Origin of the sequence: Acinetobacter legionensis, from assembly GCF_048551735.1 — a bacterium.
Classification (GTDB): domain Bacteria; phylum Pseudomonadota; class Gammaproteobacteria; order Pseudomonadales; family Moraxellaceae; genus Acinetobacter.
Map to the genome: position 1 here is coordinate 163,521 of NZ_JBIMBV010000005.1, position 17,937 is coordinate 181,457.

At 37.1% G+C, this 17,937-nt stretch carries 14 protein-coding genes; 3 read left to right on the top strand and 11 right to left on the bottom strand.

The genetic code is table 11. The features are described 5' to 3' along the window. Nucleotides 1-11: 11 nt before the first annotated feature. From ACG9ZL_RS06475 to ahcY, 5 genes are all read right to left on the bottom strand, one after another. Nucleotides 12-2,282, bottom strand: coding sequence for an NADP-dependent malic enzyme (locus tag ACG9ZL_RS06475; protein ID WP_336951706.1), 2,271 nt, complete (start codon nt 2,280-2,282; stop codon nt 12-14). Between the two features lie 137 nt (nt 2,283-2,419). Then, nucleotides 2,420-5,281, bottom strand: coding sequence for a sensor domain-containing protein (locus ACG9ZL_RS06480; RefSeq protein ID WP_336951704.1), 2,862 nt, complete (start codon nt 5,279-5,281; stop codon nt 2,420-2,422). 136 nt (nt 5,282-5,417) lie between these two features. Continuing rightward, on the bottom strand, nt 5,418-6,137 hold the full coding sequence (locus tag ACG9ZL_RS06485) for a 16S rRNA (uracil(1498)-N(3))-methyltransferase (RefSeq protein ID WP_419359470.1): 720 nt from the start codon (nt 6,135-6,137) through the stop codon (nt 5,418-5,420). Between the two features lie 36 nt (nt 6,138-6,173). Further along, nucleotides 6,174-7,010 carry a methylenetetrahydrofolate reductase [NAD(P)H] gene (gene metF / locus ACG9ZL_RS06490; RefSeq protein WP_336951701.1) on the bottom strand — a complete coding sequence of 279 codons (837 nt, stop codon included), beginning with the start codon at nt 7,008-7,010 and terminating at the stop codon, nt 6,174-6,176. 152 nt (nt 7,011-7,162) lie between these two features. Continuing rightward, the gene (gene ahcY / locus ACG9ZL_RS06495; protein ID WP_419359473.1) at nt 7,163-8,545 is read right to left on the bottom strand and encodes an adenosylhomocysteinase; all 1,383 of its coding nucleotides are present in this window, start codon (nt 8,543-8,545) and stop codon (nt 7,163-7,165) included. 417 nt (nt 8,546-8,962) lie between these two features. Here ahcY and ACG9ZL_RS06500 point away from each other — a divergent pair, with 417 nt between their 5' ends. Together ACG9ZL_RS06500 and ACG9ZL_RS06505 are read left to right on the top strand one after the other, a co-directional pair. Further along, nucleotides 8,963-9,514 carry a hypothetical protein gene (locus ACG9ZL_RS06500; RefSeq protein WP_419327189.1) on the top strand — a complete coding sequence of 184 codons (552 nt, stop codon included), beginning with the start codon at nt 8,963-8,965 and terminating at the stop codon, nt 9,512-9,514. Nucleotides 9,515-9,533: 19 nt separating this feature from the next. Then, nucleotides 9,534-10,472, top strand: coding sequence for a DUF4424 family protein (locus tag ACG9ZL_RS06505; RefSeq protein WP_336951697.1), 939 nt, complete (start codon nt 9,534-9,536; stop codon nt 10,470-10,472). Between the two features lie 478 nt (nt 10,473-10,950). On the opposite strand, the gene ACG9ZL_RS06510 is transcribed toward ACG9ZL_RS06505, so the two are convergent. The 4 genes from ACG9ZL_RS06510 to ACG9ZL_RS06525 form a co-directional block, all read right to left on the bottom strand. Next, complete coding sequence (locus ACG9ZL_RS06510; protein WP_336951696.1) at nt 10,951-11,475, bottom strand: tetratricopeptide repeat protein; 525 nt, start codon at nt 11,473-11,475, stop codon at nt 10,951-10,953. An 86-nt stretch (nt 11,476-11,561) separates the two neighbouring features. After that, entirely contained in the window at nt 11,562-11,900 is a 339-nt protein-coding gene (locus tag ACG9ZL_RS06515; RefSeq protein ID WP_336951695.1) for a DUF3325 domain-containing protein, read from the bottom strand. Continuing rightward, on the bottom strand, nt 11,897-13,615 hold the full coding sequence (locus ACG9ZL_RS06520; RefSeq protein WP_419327190.1) for a PepSY-associated TM helix domain-containing protein: 1,719 nt from the start codon (nt 13,613-13,615) through the stop codon (nt 11,897-11,899). The genes ACG9ZL_RS06515 and ACG9ZL_RS06520 overlap by 4 nt, the downstream gene beginning before the upstream one ends. Before the next feature lies 1 nt (nt 13,616). Continuing rightward, entirely contained in the window at nt 13,617-13,970 is a 354-nt protein-coding gene (locus tag ACG9ZL_RS06525; RefSeq protein WP_336951692.1) for a hypothetical protein, read from the bottom strand. A 308-nt stretch (nt 13,971-14,278) separates the two neighbouring features. Between ACG9ZL_RS06525 and ACG9ZL_RS06530 the strand changes: the two genes are divergently transcribed. After that, nucleotides 14,279-14,533, top strand: a complete 255-nt coding sequence (locus ACG9ZL_RS06530) for a hypothetical protein (protein ID WP_336951690.1) — start codon at nt 14,279-14,281, stop codon at nt 14,531-14,533. Between the two features lie 64 nt (nt 14,534-14,597). On the opposite strand, the gene ACG9ZL_RS06535 is transcribed toward ACG9ZL_RS06530, so the two are convergent. Together ACG9ZL_RS06535 and ACG9ZL_RS06540 are read right to left on the bottom strand one after the other, a co-directional pair. Continuing rightward, a complete protein-coding gene (locus ACG9ZL_RS06535; protein ID WP_336951688.1) occupies nt 14,598-14,987 on the bottom strand; it encodes a carboxymuconolactone decarboxylase family protein in 390 nt (129 codons plus the stop codon). 158 nt (nt 14,988-15,145) lie between these two features. Continuing rightward, the gene (locus tag ACG9ZL_RS06540; protein ID WP_419359475.1) at nt 15,146-17,602 is read right to left on the bottom strand and encodes an acyl-CoA dehydrogenase; all 2,457 of its coding nucleotides are present in this window, start codon (nt 17,600-17,602) and stop codon (nt 15,146-15,148) included. Nucleotides 17,603-17,937: the final 335 nt, after the last annotated feature.

Sequence of the window (17,937 nt, forward strand, 5' to 3'; positions counted from 1 at the left end):
GACAATAAGGCTTAGCCTTCAGCTTGTTGAATCTCAGCAACGGTTAAAGCTGTCATATTAACCAAACGACGTGTTGTCGCCGTAGGTGTTAAAATATGAACAGGTTTAGCAGCACCAAGCAAGATAGGACCAATGGTCACATTGTTGCCTGAAGTTGATTTTAATAAGTTGAATGAAATATTTGCCGCATCAAGATTTGGCATAATCAACAAATTCGCTGAACCTTTGAAGCGTGAATTTGGAAATGCAAAATGACGAATATTTTCATCAAGTGCAGCATCTGCGTGCATTTCGCCATCTACTTCTAATTCAGGTGCGATTTCAGTCAAGATTTCAAATACTTTACGCATTTTTTGTGCACTTGGATCATTTTGATCTGAACCAAAGCTAGAGTGCGAAAGTAATGCAACTTTTGGCGTCATCCCGAAACGACGAACTTCTTCAGCAGCTAAAATAGTCATTTCAGCAAGCTGTTCAGCAGTAGGATTGGTATTTACATAAGTGTCTGCCATAAAGATATTACGATCTTCAAGCATTAATGCATTAAGCGTAAAGAAGTTGTTACGACCTTCTTTTAAACCAATCACATTTCTAACAAAGTCTAAATGAATATCATAACTTGCATAAGTACCACATAGCATACCATCGGCAAGACCGTGACGAACCAACATAGCTGCGATCAGGGTAGAACGACGACGTGTTTCACGTTGTGCATACTCAGGCGTTACACCTTTACGTTGCATCAAGTTGTAATAGTCATCTGCAAACTTATCGTAATCAGGATTCTTTTCTTGATCCACGATGGTAATATTTACGCCGTGCTCAAGACGCAAACCTAATTTTTTGATATTTGCTTCAATGACTGCAGTACGACCGACCAAAATAGGTTGTGCTAAACCTTCATCTACTGCGATTTGGATCGCACGTAATACACGAAGATCTTCACCTTCAGCATATGCAATACGTTTAGGCGCTGTTTTCGCTTGTGCAAAAATTGGTTTCATCATCAATGCTGAATTATAAACAAATTCAGATAGACGTTGACGATAAGCAGAGAAATCCGCAATTGGGCGACTTGCAACACCTGAATCCATTGCAGCTTGTGCAACAGCAGGGGCAATTTCAAGAATTAAGCGTTGATCAAGAGGACGCGGAATTAAGTAATCACGACCAAATGATGCAGATTTTTCCCCATATGATGCAGCATCAGCTTCAACATGTGCCATACGAGCAATCGCATGTACACAGGCAATTTTCATTTCTTCATTAATCGTCGTAGCACCAACATCTAAGGCGCCACGGAAGATATAAGGGAAGCAAAGTGCATTGTTTACTTGGTTCGGATAATCTGAACGACCAGTTGCCATAATCACGTCTGGGCGTACTTCATGTGCATGTTCAGGTAAAATCTCTGGATCTGGGTTTGCCAGCGCAAAGATGATTGGATCAACTGCCATCACTTTAACCATTTCTTTGGTTAAAATACCTGCCGCAGAAAGACCAAGGAACATATCTGCACCCGCAATGACATCTGCAAGTTGAGTTCCTTCAATATCTTGTACATAACGTTTTTTAGACTCATCCAAGCCTTCACGTTTAGTGGTCAATAAACCACGTGAGTCAGCAACCACGATATTTTCTTTTTTAGCGCCAATTGCACACAGCAAGTCTAAACAAGAAAGCGCTGCAGCACCTGCACCCGAAGCAACAATCTTGATTTCATCAATTTTTTTGCCATTTAATTGTAAAGCATTGAGAAGAGCTGAGCCTACAATAATTGAGGTACCGTGTTGGTCATCATGAAACACAGGGATCTTCATGCGTTCACGAAGTTTTTGCTCAATATAAAAACATTCTGGTGCTTTAATATCTTCGAGGTTAATACCACCAAAAGTAGGTTCTAAAGCTGCAACGATATCAACAATTTTATCTGGATCATTTTCAGCAATTTCAATATCAAAAACGTCTACACCAGCAAACTTTTTAAATAATACGCCTTTACCTTCCATTACAGGCTTAGATGCTAATGGACCAATATTACCTAGACCTAAAACGGCTGTACCATTACTGACCACTGCAACCAAGTTACCACGAGCAGTATAAAGGGCTGCTTTTGAAGGGTCTTTTTCAATTTCTAAACAAGGCGCTGCTACACCTGGCGAGTAAGCAAGCGCAAGGTCATGTTGATTGACGAGTTGCTTACTTGGTGTAACGCTAATTTTTCCTGGTGTTGGAAATTCGTGATAGTAAAGGGCTTGCTGTTTTAAAGATTGATCATCCATCTGAATCTCGATTATTACATGTTCCAGCGAGGCTGGTGGTTTGACTTAATTTAATCGAATATAACATTTGTTGAGCGATACCGACAGTCAAAAAATAGTTATTTCAAACAAAGTAATAGATATAAAGTCTAAAAAAATTAACAAATCTTTATAAGTTTATGCTGTTCCAAATATTTTGTGCTGTCTGCCGATGACAATGCTTTAGAAAAATAAAAGCCTTGTAAAATGTAACAACCATGTTTTTCTAAAAATAACGCTTGTTCTTTTGTTTCAACACCTTCAGCCACCAAGGTAATACCAATTGCATTGCCCATTGCAATAATCGCATTGACGATGGCTTCATCTTTTTCTTGTCCGATTTTTGAAATAAAAGCTCGATCTATTTTTAAAATATCAAAAGGGTAACTGGTTAGATATGCTAAAGATGAATAACCAGTCCCAAAATCATCCAAAGAAATAGAAATATGGCGATCTTTTAATTGTTGTAAGAGAAAATTGACTTCTTCAGATTTATCAAATAGAGATGATTCAGTGAGTTCCAATTCAAGCATATCCCCCGAAATGTTATATTTTTTGAGGGCGTAATCAATATCTTTAACCAACTGACCACGGTAGATTTGTTGAGCAACAATATTAATCGATACTCTAAAATGATCAAAACCGAGCGATTGCCATTGCTGTATTTGTTGACAAGTTTCATGTAATACAATTAAGCCAATATCTGAAATGAGGCTAGTTTCTTCAGCAAGTGGAATGAAAATATCTGGCAAGATATAACCCAAACTTGGATGTTGCCAGCGCACTAATGCTTCGAAACCATAAATACGGTGGGTTTTAACACAAATTTTAGGTTGATAATGTACGGTTAGTTCTTTGTGTTTAATCGCTTTTCTCAACTCATTTTCTAAATTAATACCTTGGTTGAGTAGAGGTGTTTTTTTATTAGAATAAAAATATACAGTATTTCCACCTAAACGCTTTGCTTCATGTAATGCTGATTCTGCGTGGCCAATGAGACTATCGAGTTGTAAACCATGCTCTGGATATAATGCAACGCCAATTGAGATCGTAATGGTTTGTTCTTGTTCTTTAACATCAAAAGGTTGTTTAAATGCATCTAAAATATGTTGGGTATGTTGATGAATATTAATGTTATTACTACTTAAATTATAGATCACAGCAAAATCATCATTATTTAAATAGGCAATGAGAGAGGCATTTGGGCAACATAATCTTAACCTGTGAGCGACTTGTTTTAATAACTCATCACCTTCTTTATGACTCATAAATTCATTAAATAATTTAAAACGGTCGATGTTGATGCGTAAAACCGCAAAGTTTTTAAATGAATCAGAATAGTGAATTAAATAATTATGCAGTTGTTGTTTAAAATAAAAGCGATTTGGCAAATCGGTGAGAATGTCATAATGTTCTAAATACGAGAGTCGTTGTTCTTGTTTTTTTCGATCAGTTAAGTCAGTAATAATGCCCACATAATTGGAAAATTTATTTTTTTCATCATAAATTGCGTTGATATGTACCCAAAGTGCGAGTTTTTTCCCAGAGGTAAAATCAATTTGCAATTCAGATTCAAATTCTCCCTTTTGAATTAAACTTTGGGTAATCACATTATACATTTGCTGAGTACGTGGGTTATTATTGATCGTAATATCAAATAGATGATTTCCAACGATATTGTGTTGTTTGTAATCTAAGAGTTTTTCAAAATAAGGGTTTACTTCTAAGTAGCATAAATTATTATCTAAAATGAAAACACCTTCAGCCACTTGGGCTAAAACATTTGCTGCGAGTTTTAACTTTTCTTGGTCAGTCTTTTCTTTTTGAATGTCACGTTGGATACCCACCATTCTGAGCGGTTTGTTATTGATATTCTTAGAAACCACTTTGCCAATGTCTTGAATCCAACACCAGTGATTATCTCGTTTAACTCGGTAGATTGCTTCAAAACGCTCAGTTTTACCTTTGAGATGGTGCTTGAGAGTTGTTTTATAATTAGCAATATCATCAGGATGAACATATTCATCTACACTATTGTGTTTTAGATTGAGTTGTTTAAATTCGGCACCGCTTTTTGAGTCAGAGATCTCAAAAGTTCGTTTTTCAATATTCCAGACCCAAGAGTGAATACCGGCAGTTTCATGTGCAAAAGCTAAATTGGCCTGATGATTCTCTAAACGGTCGTTCATCTGTTTAAAATCAAAAGTCCGTTCTTTAACTTTTTGTTCTAATAAATGATTATGTAGTTGCAATTCACTTTTCATGACCTGTGTTTTTAAGATTTCATTTTTAAGTTGTATTTCAAGGTCTGTATATTTTCCAAGCTGTTCTTGCGATTGCTTAAATAAAAACTTATTTTTGAGTTCTAATATTTCTGCATTAATATAAATTTTATGTGAGGCATAAGTACTAAAGAATAGTAAAGAAAACCAAATAATGAAAATGGTACTATAGATTTCGTTGGTATTTTGAGGGAAAAGCAGGGGGATTGTCAGTATTGGGATTACAGAGGGAACAAATAAGGCAATAAAATAACTAAATTTTTGGTTTAGAAAATTCATTGCCAAAACATATGAAAAACTTAATAAAAAACTGGATAAAAGAAATGAAAAAAATGGGTCAACCCGATTTGGCATCATCATAAATTCTAAATTGATGATATAAACGCCAATCCCAAATAAACTTCCTAAAATTAAACACGAAAACTGAAAAAAAAGATCAATATTTTTAAATTTTTGAATTTTATTTTGCTGTAAGAGATAGGTGGAGAAAAAACATGCTGATAATACAAATAAGACAGTGACAATAAACCAACTGCTTAATAGCTCTGAAGACGTATCAAATAAGTAAATATAAAGTAAAGCGTCACAGATGCACGTAAAAAATACCCAAATAAAAAATATCCGGATATCTTTGGTTATCTTTCTGATGTTCGAAGAATTCACATCATATGAAAGAAGCTCTTCCTGAACATCATTCATTAGCGCTTGCACCTCTGCTATTTTTAGAATGTGTAGGTTTAACGGAGCAACTATTTAAAATTTGCTAATTAATAGTTTCTTTGGGATTAAAATACTGTGAAATCATCCAATTTGCAATTATTTTACATGACATACATCACTTTTTAAATCTTTGATAATTCAAAATTGACAAAGCAACGACAGGGGCAGTTTCAGTTCTTAAAATACGTTCACCAATGCACCAATTTTTAAATCCAGATTGGTTTGCCTGATCAATTTCAGCTTCATTTAAACCGCCTTCAGGGCCGATCAAAAGGGCAATATTTGGACTAATTCCTTTGAGTACATCAGTCTGCTCTTTTTCAGGTGCAAGGACAAATCTAGTCTCGGGCAATTCAGTTTTTATCCACTCATTTAGGCTGATAGGCGCTAAAATCTCTGGAACAATATTCATACCACACTGTTCACAAGCTGCAATCGCTATACCTTGCCAATGATCTAACTTCTTTTGATCTCGATCATATTTTAAGCGCATTTCACAGCGTTCTGACGTCAGTAATTGAATTTGAAATACACCCAATTCAACAGCTTTTTGAATCGCATAATCCATACGATCTCCCTTACTCATTACTTGTCCGAGAAGCGCTGTAAAAGCAGGGGTACGATTGTTTGGATTAAACGAAATGACTTTAACAGCGGCCGATTTTTTGGCGACCTCTGTTAAAGTCACTTCATATTCGCCACCTTGTCCATTGAACAAGGTGGCTATTTCACCGACTTGTGCACGCAATACTTTGACCCAATGATGAAATACTGTTTCAGTGAGTTCAACCGTAGTTTCGACAGCTAAATCAGTTTCAATATAAAAGCGGGGCATGCAGTTTTACTCACAAGTGGATGATGCAATTTTGATTTAAGCTAAACCGAGATCAAGTACCAATTGGCGGTTTGGCTCAGTATGATTCATGCTATAGAAATGCAAACTTGGTGCACCTCCGGCAATAAGGCGTTCACACAGTTTGATTACAACTTCATGGCCAAAGGCTTTGATACTTTCAGAATCATCACCATAGGTCGCCAGTTGCTTACGAATCCAGCGTGGAATTTCTGCACCTGTACCATCTGCAAAGCGGATTAAATTGTTTGCATTGGTAATTGGCATAATGCCAGGCGCAACAGGAATATCGATTCCTTGCTTTTGGATACGCTCTACAAAATAGAAATAGGCATCTGGATTAAAGAAAAATTGAGTGATGGCTGCATTTGCACCTGCTTTGACTTTTTCAGCAAAGTGCTTGATGTCTGCATCAAAGTTGTCAGCTTGTGGGTGCATTTCAGGATATGCTGCAACTTCAATTTTAAAATGATCACCTGAGTATTCACGAATAAAACGGACCAAATCAGTCGCATAAGGAAGCTCACCTAGGCCGACTTGACCAGAAGGTAAGTCACCTCGAAGCGCAACAATACGATCAATTCCTTGAGCCTTATAGATATCGAGTAATTCAGCAATACGTACTTTATCATCACCAATACATGAAAGGTGAGGGGCAACAGGTGTGCCTTTACCATTAAAGTCAGCAATTGCGGCTAGTGTACGCTCACGAGTAGAACCACCAGCCCCATAAGTAATCGAGAAAAACTCTGGATTTAAAAGCTGTAATTCTTGATGAACAAGCTTAAGTTTTTCCGCCCCTGCATCAGTTTTGGTCGGGAAAAACTCAAACGAAATTGGAACACGTTTGGTCATGGTTAAATCCTTTTTTATTCATACTTTTTTAATTTGTTTTAGCCTCTCCTAAGTCCTTTCTTAAAAAGAGAGGACTTAGCTTTTAATTCATTAATCAGTAAATGAATATTGCTTCTCCCTTAGGAAGAAAGCTAGGGAGAGGGGATTAAAACTTAGTACTTATAAGCCTCAGATTTAAATGGACCTTCAACTGCAACGCCCAAGTAATCTGCTTGAACTTGAGTCAATTGCGTCAATACACCACCAAAACCAGCAACCATTGCTGCAGCAACTTCTTCATCTAACTTCTTAGGAATCAGTTCAACACGGATCTGTGCTGCTTTTTGATCTTCTGGGAGATCAGCAAATTTTTCTGCGAATAAGTGCATTTGACCTAATACTTGGTTTGCAAAAGAACCATCCATCACTCGCGAAGGGTGACCAGTTGCATTACCAAGGTTAACTAAACGACCTTCTGAAAGAAGAATCAGATAATCATTTTCATTTTCTGTACGATACACTTGGTGTACTTGAGGCTTAACTTCAACCCACTTATAACCACGTAAATAGTTTGTATCGATTTCAGTATCAAAGTGTCCGATATTACATACAACTGAACCAGCTTTTAATGTATCTAACATTGCAGAATCACATACGTGAAAGTTACCCGTAGTCGTCACGATCAAGTCAGTATTTTGAAGAAGGTCTAGATTAATATCTTCTTTTTTACCTGTTTGTACACCATTTTTATATGGAGAAACAACTTCATAACCGTCCATACATGCTTGCATTGCACAGATTGGATCAATTTCAGTTACACGGACAATCATACCTTCTTGGCGAAGTGATTGAGCAGAACCTTTACCGACATCACCATAACCAATCACAAGCGCACGGCGACCAGATAACAACATATCTGTACCACGTTTGATTGCGTCATTTAATGAATGACGGCAACCATATTTATTGTCATTTTTAGATTTCGTGATCGAATCATTTACGTTAATTGCAGGAACTTTTAAAGTACCATCACGAAACATTTCGTTTAAGCGTTGAACACCTGTTGTGGTTTCTTCTGTAATACCGTGGATTTTAGCAATAAGTTCAGGGTATTTTTCATGAACAACAGCAGTTAAATCACCACCATCATCAAGAATCATGTTGGCATCCCAAGGCGTGCCATTAACATTGATTTGTTGTTCAAGACACCACATGTATTCTTCTTCAGTTTCACCTTTCCAGGCGAATACTGGAACACCAGATGCTGCAATTGCTGCTGCTGCATGGTCTTGAGTTGAGAAGATGTTACATGAAGTCCAACGTACTTCGGCGCCTAATTCAACCAGTGTTTCAATTAAAACAGCAGTTTGAATGGTCATATGAATACAACCAAGAATTTTTGCACCAGCAAGTGGTTTTGCTGCTGAATAGCGTTTACGTAAGCCCATCAATGCTGGCATTTCTGCTTCAGCTAGTTTGATTTCTTTACGACCGTAGTCAGCTAGGGAAATATCTGCAACTTTATAATCTGTAAATGAAGCATTAACCGCGTTCATCACGATCTCCTTTATATTAAAAAAATATTGATCATTCAGTTCGCGGATGCCGTTGTTGACCAGCACGAAAGTCTGACCGAATCGTCGAGCCTAGCGATTTCACATTTATGTGCCTGTGAAAAAGTCGCAGCATCCCTCGACTGGCGACTATTGTACCTAGATTTTAATAGAGTTCAAATGTAGTTGGTTAATATTCAACTAAAAGATAGAATTGTTTTTAAATAGAGAATCTATGCAAAAATAAGATCCGTATTTATTGATCTATAAACAAAAATAAACCAAGATGATGCTTTTTAATGGTTGCTAAGTCACTGAGGCATGTATCTGGGATTGCAGTATTTTTAACGATCAAAAGTACTTTGCTTTTTCTGTGAGGTGGTTTCGGTTTTGAAAAGTAAATATTGAGACAGTGAGTTTATGGATATTTTAAAAGTAATTGATCAGCATAGTTTTGCATTGAGGCAAGCCATTGAGCAGGCTTCTCTTGAACAGCGGAAAAGTTTAGTGAAAGCTATTTTTGCTTTTTATGAAAAATTACCAAACTTTCAATCTTCTATTGAACAAAATTATCAAATAAAAATTGATAAAAAACAATTGTTTCATGATATTGATCAAGAAAATTTAATTGATTATCAAAAGAGAATTCGACAATCAAATGATTCTGTAGATGAATATGCCGATGATTATGAGGAATTAGAGGCCATTGAAGTGATTTCTTTGGATGCGTTTTTCTTGATGGTATCAAATCAAAACAAAAGCCAGTATTTAGTGGCTTTGTTTAATGCTATGATTGAAGTACTGGATTATTATGAGAATTTTTCAGAAAACTCAATCTATTGGAATGAAGTTTTAGAAAAAGAAATTCTTTTGCAAGAACAAATTATCAAACAGATTGCTACAAATATTATTTTTGATGAATCCATTTATTGTGTGCATTATCAAACAATAGAATTTCCTGATTTAGATTAACTGATTTGGATGAAATAGAATGAAAAAAATCGTATTGATCACATCGATTCTGACAGCGACATCTGCTTTTGCTAATGACTCTACGGGCTATGTGGGAACAGGGGGAATTGAGTACCTTAAAAATAAAAATATTGCAATGCAACGTGAAGACTTATTCATTAGTAAAAAATTAATTAAGGTTGATTATCAATTTAAAAACCTCAGTAATCAAGATATTACTGAAACTGTTTTATTCCCTTTACCACGCGTTGATAATACTTTTGAATCCGATTTTGCCCATACTGAGGAATTATTAAAAAGTTTTAAAATTCAGGTTAATGGAAAAGCGGTTCAACCGACAATGCATGTGCAGACATTTATACAAAGAGATGAAAAGTCTAAAGCAATTGATGTCACTGAGTTATTTAAGCAATGTGGCTTTTCACAAACTGAAATGTTAAATCCTTGGAATCGCAAAACTGATGAATATGGGATATTTGAAAAGAAACTAAAAGGCTGTTCAAACCCTAAAGTAAAAAGTATTTTGCCTAAAAATCCAGACGAAGTCATCAACTGGTCTTCACAAGTGGTTTATAGCTGGAAGCAAACTTTTAAAGCCAATTCAATTACACAGGTCAAACATCAATATAAACCTTTAGTGGGTGGTTCGGTTGCACTATATCCAGATGAATATAATCAACAATTTTGTATGGACAGTAATTTTAAGAAAGGCTTGAAAAAAGCACAGTCGGAACATTCGCCTTTTAATGCACTGAGTTATATTTTGACTACTGGGGCAAATTGGGCAAAACCGATCGAAAATTTTAAATTGATCATTGAACGTGATCCGGGAGAGTTGGTATCGTTTTGCTGGAAAGGTAAAGTCAATAAAATTAGTCCGACACAGTTCCAAATGGTTGAGAAAAACTTTGTACCTAAACAAGATTTAGATGTAATTTTTGTGCATTTAGGTAATTAAATGAGTGAATCAAATTTAAGCTCATTCTATAGTCAACATGTCAAAAAACTTAGACACAAGAATATAGTTTCTTCTAATAAATATTTTTAATTAAATCAATTGCATGGAAAAATAAATTATTTGATTATAAAAAAGTTTGCAATGCCACACCTTACATTCAAAGTTTAAATAGCTTTGCGTAGGCGATGCCTCACTTTTCAGAGATCAAAAGATGACAAAAATCTTTTGTTTAACAGGGCTCTTGCGCTGCAAACAAAGCAGTGCTTTATTTTTGCTCATATACCCCCGCCCAACGGCGACATCCATGTCGCCCCACGGTAGGATCACCATCTAGGATTCAAAAGTAAAAATGAATTGATAACCAACTGTTCTAAAAGTTCATACAAAAATATAAGCTTTATTTATGATCAATGACTTGATAGCAATCATTTGTATGAATAATTAGGTGGTTTGACTAATGTGGGCTGAAATTTATCAATTATACCGAAGTGTCTTCAGCTGACTTGGCTTTTTCAGCCCAAAAATCAGCTTTTTCTTCATCAACATCAACCCCCATCCCGTGTTCGTAAATACAAACAAGATCACGCATGGCTTGAACTTCACCCAGTTTTGCTGCTTGCTCAACCAATTCGACTGATTTCACCAGATCCTTTTCAACCACATCCCCACGGCGATAGAAATTGGATAACTCTAAAATCGCAGCAGGATGTTGATGTTTGACCGCTTGCTCTAACCAGCGGTGGGCATGTTCAAAATAAGCCTTGGCTTCTTTAGGATCTTCTTCAAGGATATCTTTTGCATAATAAGCATAGCCTTCACCTAACCAATACATGGCTTCAACATGGCCTAATTGTGCTGCTTTAAGAGCCCATTCTTCTGCAAGTTGATTGTTATCTTCATCTTCACTTTGCATATATATTTCAGCAAGTTCAAATTGTGCTGCTGGATTACCCATTGCAGCACGATTGAGTAGTTCTGAAGGGATTGAAAGTGGTTTAGACATAAAAATACCAACACTAAGCAATAAATTTGATAAAAAAAGCCAATCTAGAGATTGGCTTATGAGTATAACTGATTTTTTGAAACAGTTTAAATGAGTAGGATCACGCTGGTGACAAAGCTCATTCCCGCACAAAAGCAGGCAACAAATTTCACTTTTAAACTGTAATAGGTTAATAAGGCACCCACAAATAATGCTGAAAATGTCAGAATGCCAATCCAAAAACTGAGCATACTACTAAGCGGCCCTGATATTACGCAAATGATCAGTGAAATAAGCAGTAAAGTCCAACCTAAAATAGAAGCGAGTCGTGTTTGTTGAGCTGTTAACTCCTGTCCATACATCTGTTTTTGATGCTTTGACATTGCACTGGCAAGTGCAATAAAAGCCAAGCTAGACAAAGACCAAACCAGTAAGAAGAAAATCACGCTGAAATCTCCTTATTTGATGGTGCATTTCTAGATTTTTTGACAGGAAGTCCTTTGTGCTTTTTAACTTTATAAAATGACAAGAAAAATAAAATGGCGAGTACCCATGTCATTAAATCAAAAGAGGCAATCATCCATTGGTCATTGGCAATGCTGTTCCAAAATGCTTGACCACCCGTGGTAAAGTTGACAATAGGCAGTAGTGCAAAAGCAACACTAGCAAAAGCTAGAAGCTCAAGCCAAGCCTGACGGTGTGGACGAATCGCTGCATAAATTAACGTAGCTAACCATGCGATAAAGAAAGCACGAATTTCCCAATTTAAACGTGTTTCTATCTCAAATGGGATGAAACGATTGGCATAGAAATAACTTGCACATGCGATAGGTAGTCCAATCACAGCAGCAATATTCATCACTTCAACAAAACGATAACCAAATGATTTATAGCCTTGCTTTTGTTGTTGAGGTGCACGTTTGACACACCATAAAATAAGTCCAGTTGCAATCATTAAGGTACCTATTACGCCAGAGAAGAACAATAACCAGCGGAAGGTTAAATCAAGACCTCGAGCTTCATGCAATACAGTCACAACATTGTAAATTCCCATCGGGATAGATGCATTCTTTGTTTGAACAGTTTCATTGATGTCTTTACCAGTTACACCATCGAATTTCAAAATTGGGTAAACACCACGTTCTACCACACTTTTTGCATATAAAGCACGAAGTTCAATGGTGGCATTGGATGTATTTGGCGCAAGGATTTGAATAGAGGCAATTGGATTTTCTTTCCATTGTGCCTGAGCTGCTATAATAAGTGGTGTTAAGCTCGTAAGTGGTGCAGGATATCCTGCTTCTTGTTCATGTTGTTTGCCTCTTTCTCCTCGTGAGCGTTGTTCAGTGATGCCTCGAGCTTGGGATGTATTTGCAGATACTGAGCGATTTTCAACATTTCTATTGCGAGAATTATTTTGCTGAACTGCGCCTCCGCGCATTTCTTGAAAAAACTCTTGTCGATCTTTATAAACTTGGTTGATTCCCCAAGGCATAAACATAAACATCAGCAATAACAAACCACTGAATGTAATCATAATGTGAAAGGGTAGGGCAAAAACAGCTGTGGCATTGTGTGCATCTAACCAAGATCGTTGCCCTTTACCGGAACGGAAAGTAAAGAAGTCTTTAAAAATTTTTTTATGGGTGATAATGCCACTAATAATTGCCACAAACATCAGCATAGTAGCCAAACCGACGATCCAACGGGCCCAAATACGATCAAATCCATACAATTCAAAGTGAAAGCGATAGAGAAATCCACCACCGCGCGTATCTCGAGCCTCAATGACTTGTCCAGTTGCACTGTCTAGGGTGATTCTTTCTCCACCACGACGTGCTTGTAGATCTTCACCTTTTTTGCGGATATTTAACTCAGTTGTGGTTTGTCTGGAGTTGGGTAATTGAATTGACCAACTACCTGCATCAGGATAATTTTTTTGTAAATAATTTAAAGCAACCTGCGTTTGCTGTACTTGAGAATCACTTGGAACAGATTGATGAATTTCAGGTTTCATCCAAGCAGTTATTTCAGACTGAAAGAAACTCAATGTTCCTGTCAAAAAAATTGCATAAAGTAACCAACCAAGAATTAAGCTTGCCCATGTATGTAACCATGACATGGATTGGCGTGGACCTTCAACTTTTGCATCTACGCGCATCTTAATTCCCCATCATTTTATAAATGACAAATAAAATGATACTTGGAACAAGTATGCCTAAGCTGGCTTTTAATGTCTTATTGACCATAAAAACCCAAATGAATGCGGCACAGTGAATACAGAAAGCAAGAAGTGTGGCGCTCATTGCAGCGGCAGCACGATAATCGGCAAATGTTTTTGCAATCACTATAGCGGACATGGATGCAAGCAGGTAACCACCAAGAATTGCCAGAGCAAAACGGTAGGCAATCATGACGCGATATTGTATGAGAGAGTGTGCGGATTTAGCTCGTGTTGATACAGTCGGAGTTGAAACAGATGCGTTTAGGACATCGAGTTCAGTCTGGCTATTCATAGGCAATCAAATAAGAAAGGTTAAAAATTAAGTAAATAATAACAATTATCATTTACTTTTTAAATACAAAAAATTAAATTCCACCAAAATAAAGCACTGGATTTAATTTAATTTTTATGTTCAAACTTTTATACAAGTTAATTCTGAAGATATGTGTGAGAATTTTATAAGCTTTTTATGGCTATAAAAATTTTTTCGTGAGTATATTTTTGTGCATGTGCTTTCGAACATAAAGCATACAGCGTATTCCGATATTTATTTATATCTTGTAGTGATATCGTGGAAAACAATAATATGGAAATTTAATCATGTTTATTCATGCTGAAGACGCAAAACAATTGGCAGCCAATTCTAACTTAAATATAGAGCTATATAAATTTCGTTTAGCTCAAATGATTGAAGAAAATGCCAAGCAGGGCAATACTGCTGTTTTTACAGTTTTACCTAAACATCTAGCTTTAGAGGATATTCGGGGGCTTTCTTCTGAGTTAACTCAGTTGGGATACCATGTTCGCTTTGAAGTAGATGAGTTTTTTTATAGTTTTAATGTGTTTTGGAATTAACTCAGCAATACAGGCAACATGTTGGAGCATGGCCTATATTGAAGAATTTGATCGCATTAATTGTTTATGAATCTACCTTTTGGTATTCATTGATGACTTCGAGTGCAGCACGAAATGCTTCTTGTGTCGCTGGGGCGCCACAGTAAGGTAGGCTGTGTAATAATACTTCCTGAATTTCTTCAACTGTCGCGCCATTATTTAATGCGCCACGAATATGACCTTTAAGTTCGGTTGGGCTTTTCTGCGCAACCAAAAATGCAATGGTAATCAAAGAGCGGTATTTACGTGGTAAAACACCCTCACGTTGCCAAGTTGAACCCCATGCATGCTCATTGATCCAGTCTTGCAAAGGTCTTGTAAAAGGAACAGTGTTATCTTGAGCGCGTTTTACAAAACTTTCTCCCATCACTTCTGTACGGACTTTTAAGCCATTTTCATAATCTTGTTGAGACATTGCTTTTTTCCTCAGCTGTTATATTTTTAACACTATACCGAAATAACAAAATAACCCATTGGCAATATGTCTATGTTAAAAAACAGCGATGGTGAATCGCTGTTTATGGTCAACGTTTTATATCCCCTTATCTCTTAAATGGCATTTGCCAAATAGATTTAAGTTGAGTGAAGATGAGGATTTTCTAATACCAATACCTGCTCTAATTTTTCATCAAAAATATCTGTGAGCATACTGTCATAACGCAGGGCATTATATTGGGTTAATTTTGTGGCTAAATCATCGCTGATTAAGCCACGAGTGACTGCATCCTGTATGCGCTCTTCAAATGTTAGCCCCTGATATTCACCTTTAGATTCCGCTTTTTTAAAGTTGTTCCAATCGTCTTCAACGGTTGAGAGTAGATTGAAGGTGGCTTCCATTCGGCCAAAAGCATCATTCGGATCAACAGTATAATAAACCTGCGTTTTTAAATAATCTCGGAATGGGTTATCTTGCATGAGCAGTTCTGCTGCTTCACTCTTTTGACGATCACTCGGTTTCTTGATCGGTCGACCAAATGGGAAACAAACAAATTTAACCAGACTTGATGCAATTTGAATCGGAAAATTATCAAATAAGCCATAAAATGCTTCTTGGGCATCATAAAGCGTTTCATCTAATGCAAGTTTGGCATGTACCTGTTCTTGCGTGGATCTTTGACCATTTTCATAAAATTTGAGTATGGCTGTCGCAATAAACATTTTGGAGTGAATGTCAGCTAATCGCCCTGAGAGCATTTCTTTACGTTTAATATCACCAGCTAATAGTCCAAGACACATATCTGCGGTTAGGGCAAAATCAGTACTGAAGCGATTGATGATTTTATAATAAGGTTGAGTAAAAGCATCTGATGAGTCAGGTCGTTGATTACTTGCCCCAAACCATCCATAAGTGAATGCACGAGCTCCACGGTTTAAAGTGTAGCCTAAATGTTGATATAACATGGTGTTAAATGTGTTTAAGGCAGAAGCTTTATCTGCGGCCTGTAACAATTGTAATTCCTCAAATAAATAAGGATGGCAACGCATTGAACCTTGACCAAAGATCATCAACGAACGGCTTAAGATATTTGCTCCTTCAACCGTTATCGAGATCGGAATAGCTTGATACATATTGGCAAGAAAGTTACGCGGACCTTGTTGAATACCACGACCACCTGTGATGTCCATACCATGATTGACGATTTTTCGCATCGTTTCAGTGGCGTAGTATTTTGCCATTGCGGTCATAACAGCGGGTTTGCCACCTTGATTTAAACCGCAAGTGACTAAATAGCGGAAAGCTTCAAGCATATAGGTATGGCTGACGATGTCACTGCTAACTTCTTGGACCCCTTCAAATTTACCGACTGATAATTTAAATTGTTGACGAATTTTAGCGAATGCACCTACAGATAAATACGTCATTTCACCTGCGGCTGTAGACAATGCAGGAAGGGAAATACCGCGTCCAACAGCCAGACATTCCATCAGCATACGCCAGCCATTCCCAGCATTTTTTGCGCCCCCAATAATCCAGTCAATCGGAATAAAGACGTCCTTACCTTCAACTGTGCCATTCATAAATGGAGAACCACCCGGATGGTGCCTAGGTCCAACTTCTACGCCTGCATGAGAGGCGGGTATAAGTGCACATGTAATACCATACTCAGTTTTAGTTTTATCTCCCAATAAGCCATCTGGGTCATACAGTTTGAAGGCCAGACCGACTACGGTTGCAACGGGTGCTAAGGTAATCCAGCGTTTTGAGAAATTCATAATTAAGCCAAGCACTTGTTGACCTTCGAACTCCCCATAACAAACTACCCCAGTGTCAGGAATCGCTCCAGCATCAGAACCCGCTTCAGGACTGGTTAGTCCAAAACAAGGAATTTCTTCACCCTTGGCTAAGCCGGGCAAATAACGATTTTTTTGTTCATCTGTACCATAATTCAGTAAAAGCTCACCCGGCCCTAATGAGTTAGGCACCATACAGGTTACGGCAGTGGTTAATGAGCGTGAAGCGATTTTGCTCATAATGCGACTTTGTGCAAAAGAGCTAAATTCACGACCACCATAAGTTTTAGGGATGATAAGTCCAAAAAAGCCATTGTCTTTAATAAATTGCCATGTCTCTGCGTTCAGGTCTTTATTTTGATGAATTTCCCATTCATCTAGCAACTGACAGAGTTGTTCAACCTCATGATCTAAAAAAGATTGCTCTTCATTACTAAGCGTCGGGTAGGGGTAATTGTTAAATTTTTCCCAATCTGGCGCCCCCATAAATAATTCTTTTTCCCACCAACTGGTACCCGCATCCAATGCTTCACGTTCAGTGCTACTCATGCTTGGCATTGCATTGGCTAATGTTTTATAAGCTGGTTTAGTCAAAACTTGCATTCGCAGTGGCTCAATCAGTAAAACTAAACTGATAAGAATAAGCGGGAGACCAAGGATGAGAGACCATGGGCTGATCACTGCACTCAGAATCGCAATGACAATCGTGGTGATACTACCGATTGTCCGATCAAGTGCAAAAAAGAAAACGGCCCAGAGTGAGATGATTTGAATAAGTATTGCGATGAGTAATAGCATTAACATATTACCTCTACAGTTTTAATATTAATTTGGGGATAGGAAATACATCATTGAAGCTTATTTTTTCATTAATGATGTGATGAAAAATTAAACATGTAATTTATTAATAACGATTTTTTGACTTACTATTCAAGGTAAAAGTATTGTTGTTTTGTGAGTATAAGTTAACCAAAGCATATTTATTGTCATATCGTGACCAGAGTATTGGGGAATAAATAAATTTTCCATTCATTTGCTCATTCACTTTTTAGACAGACTTGAATGATTTAAAATTTAAACAGTATCTAGCTGATTTTTTTTGTGCTGTTCGGCTTGTTTTATGTCGCTGAAGC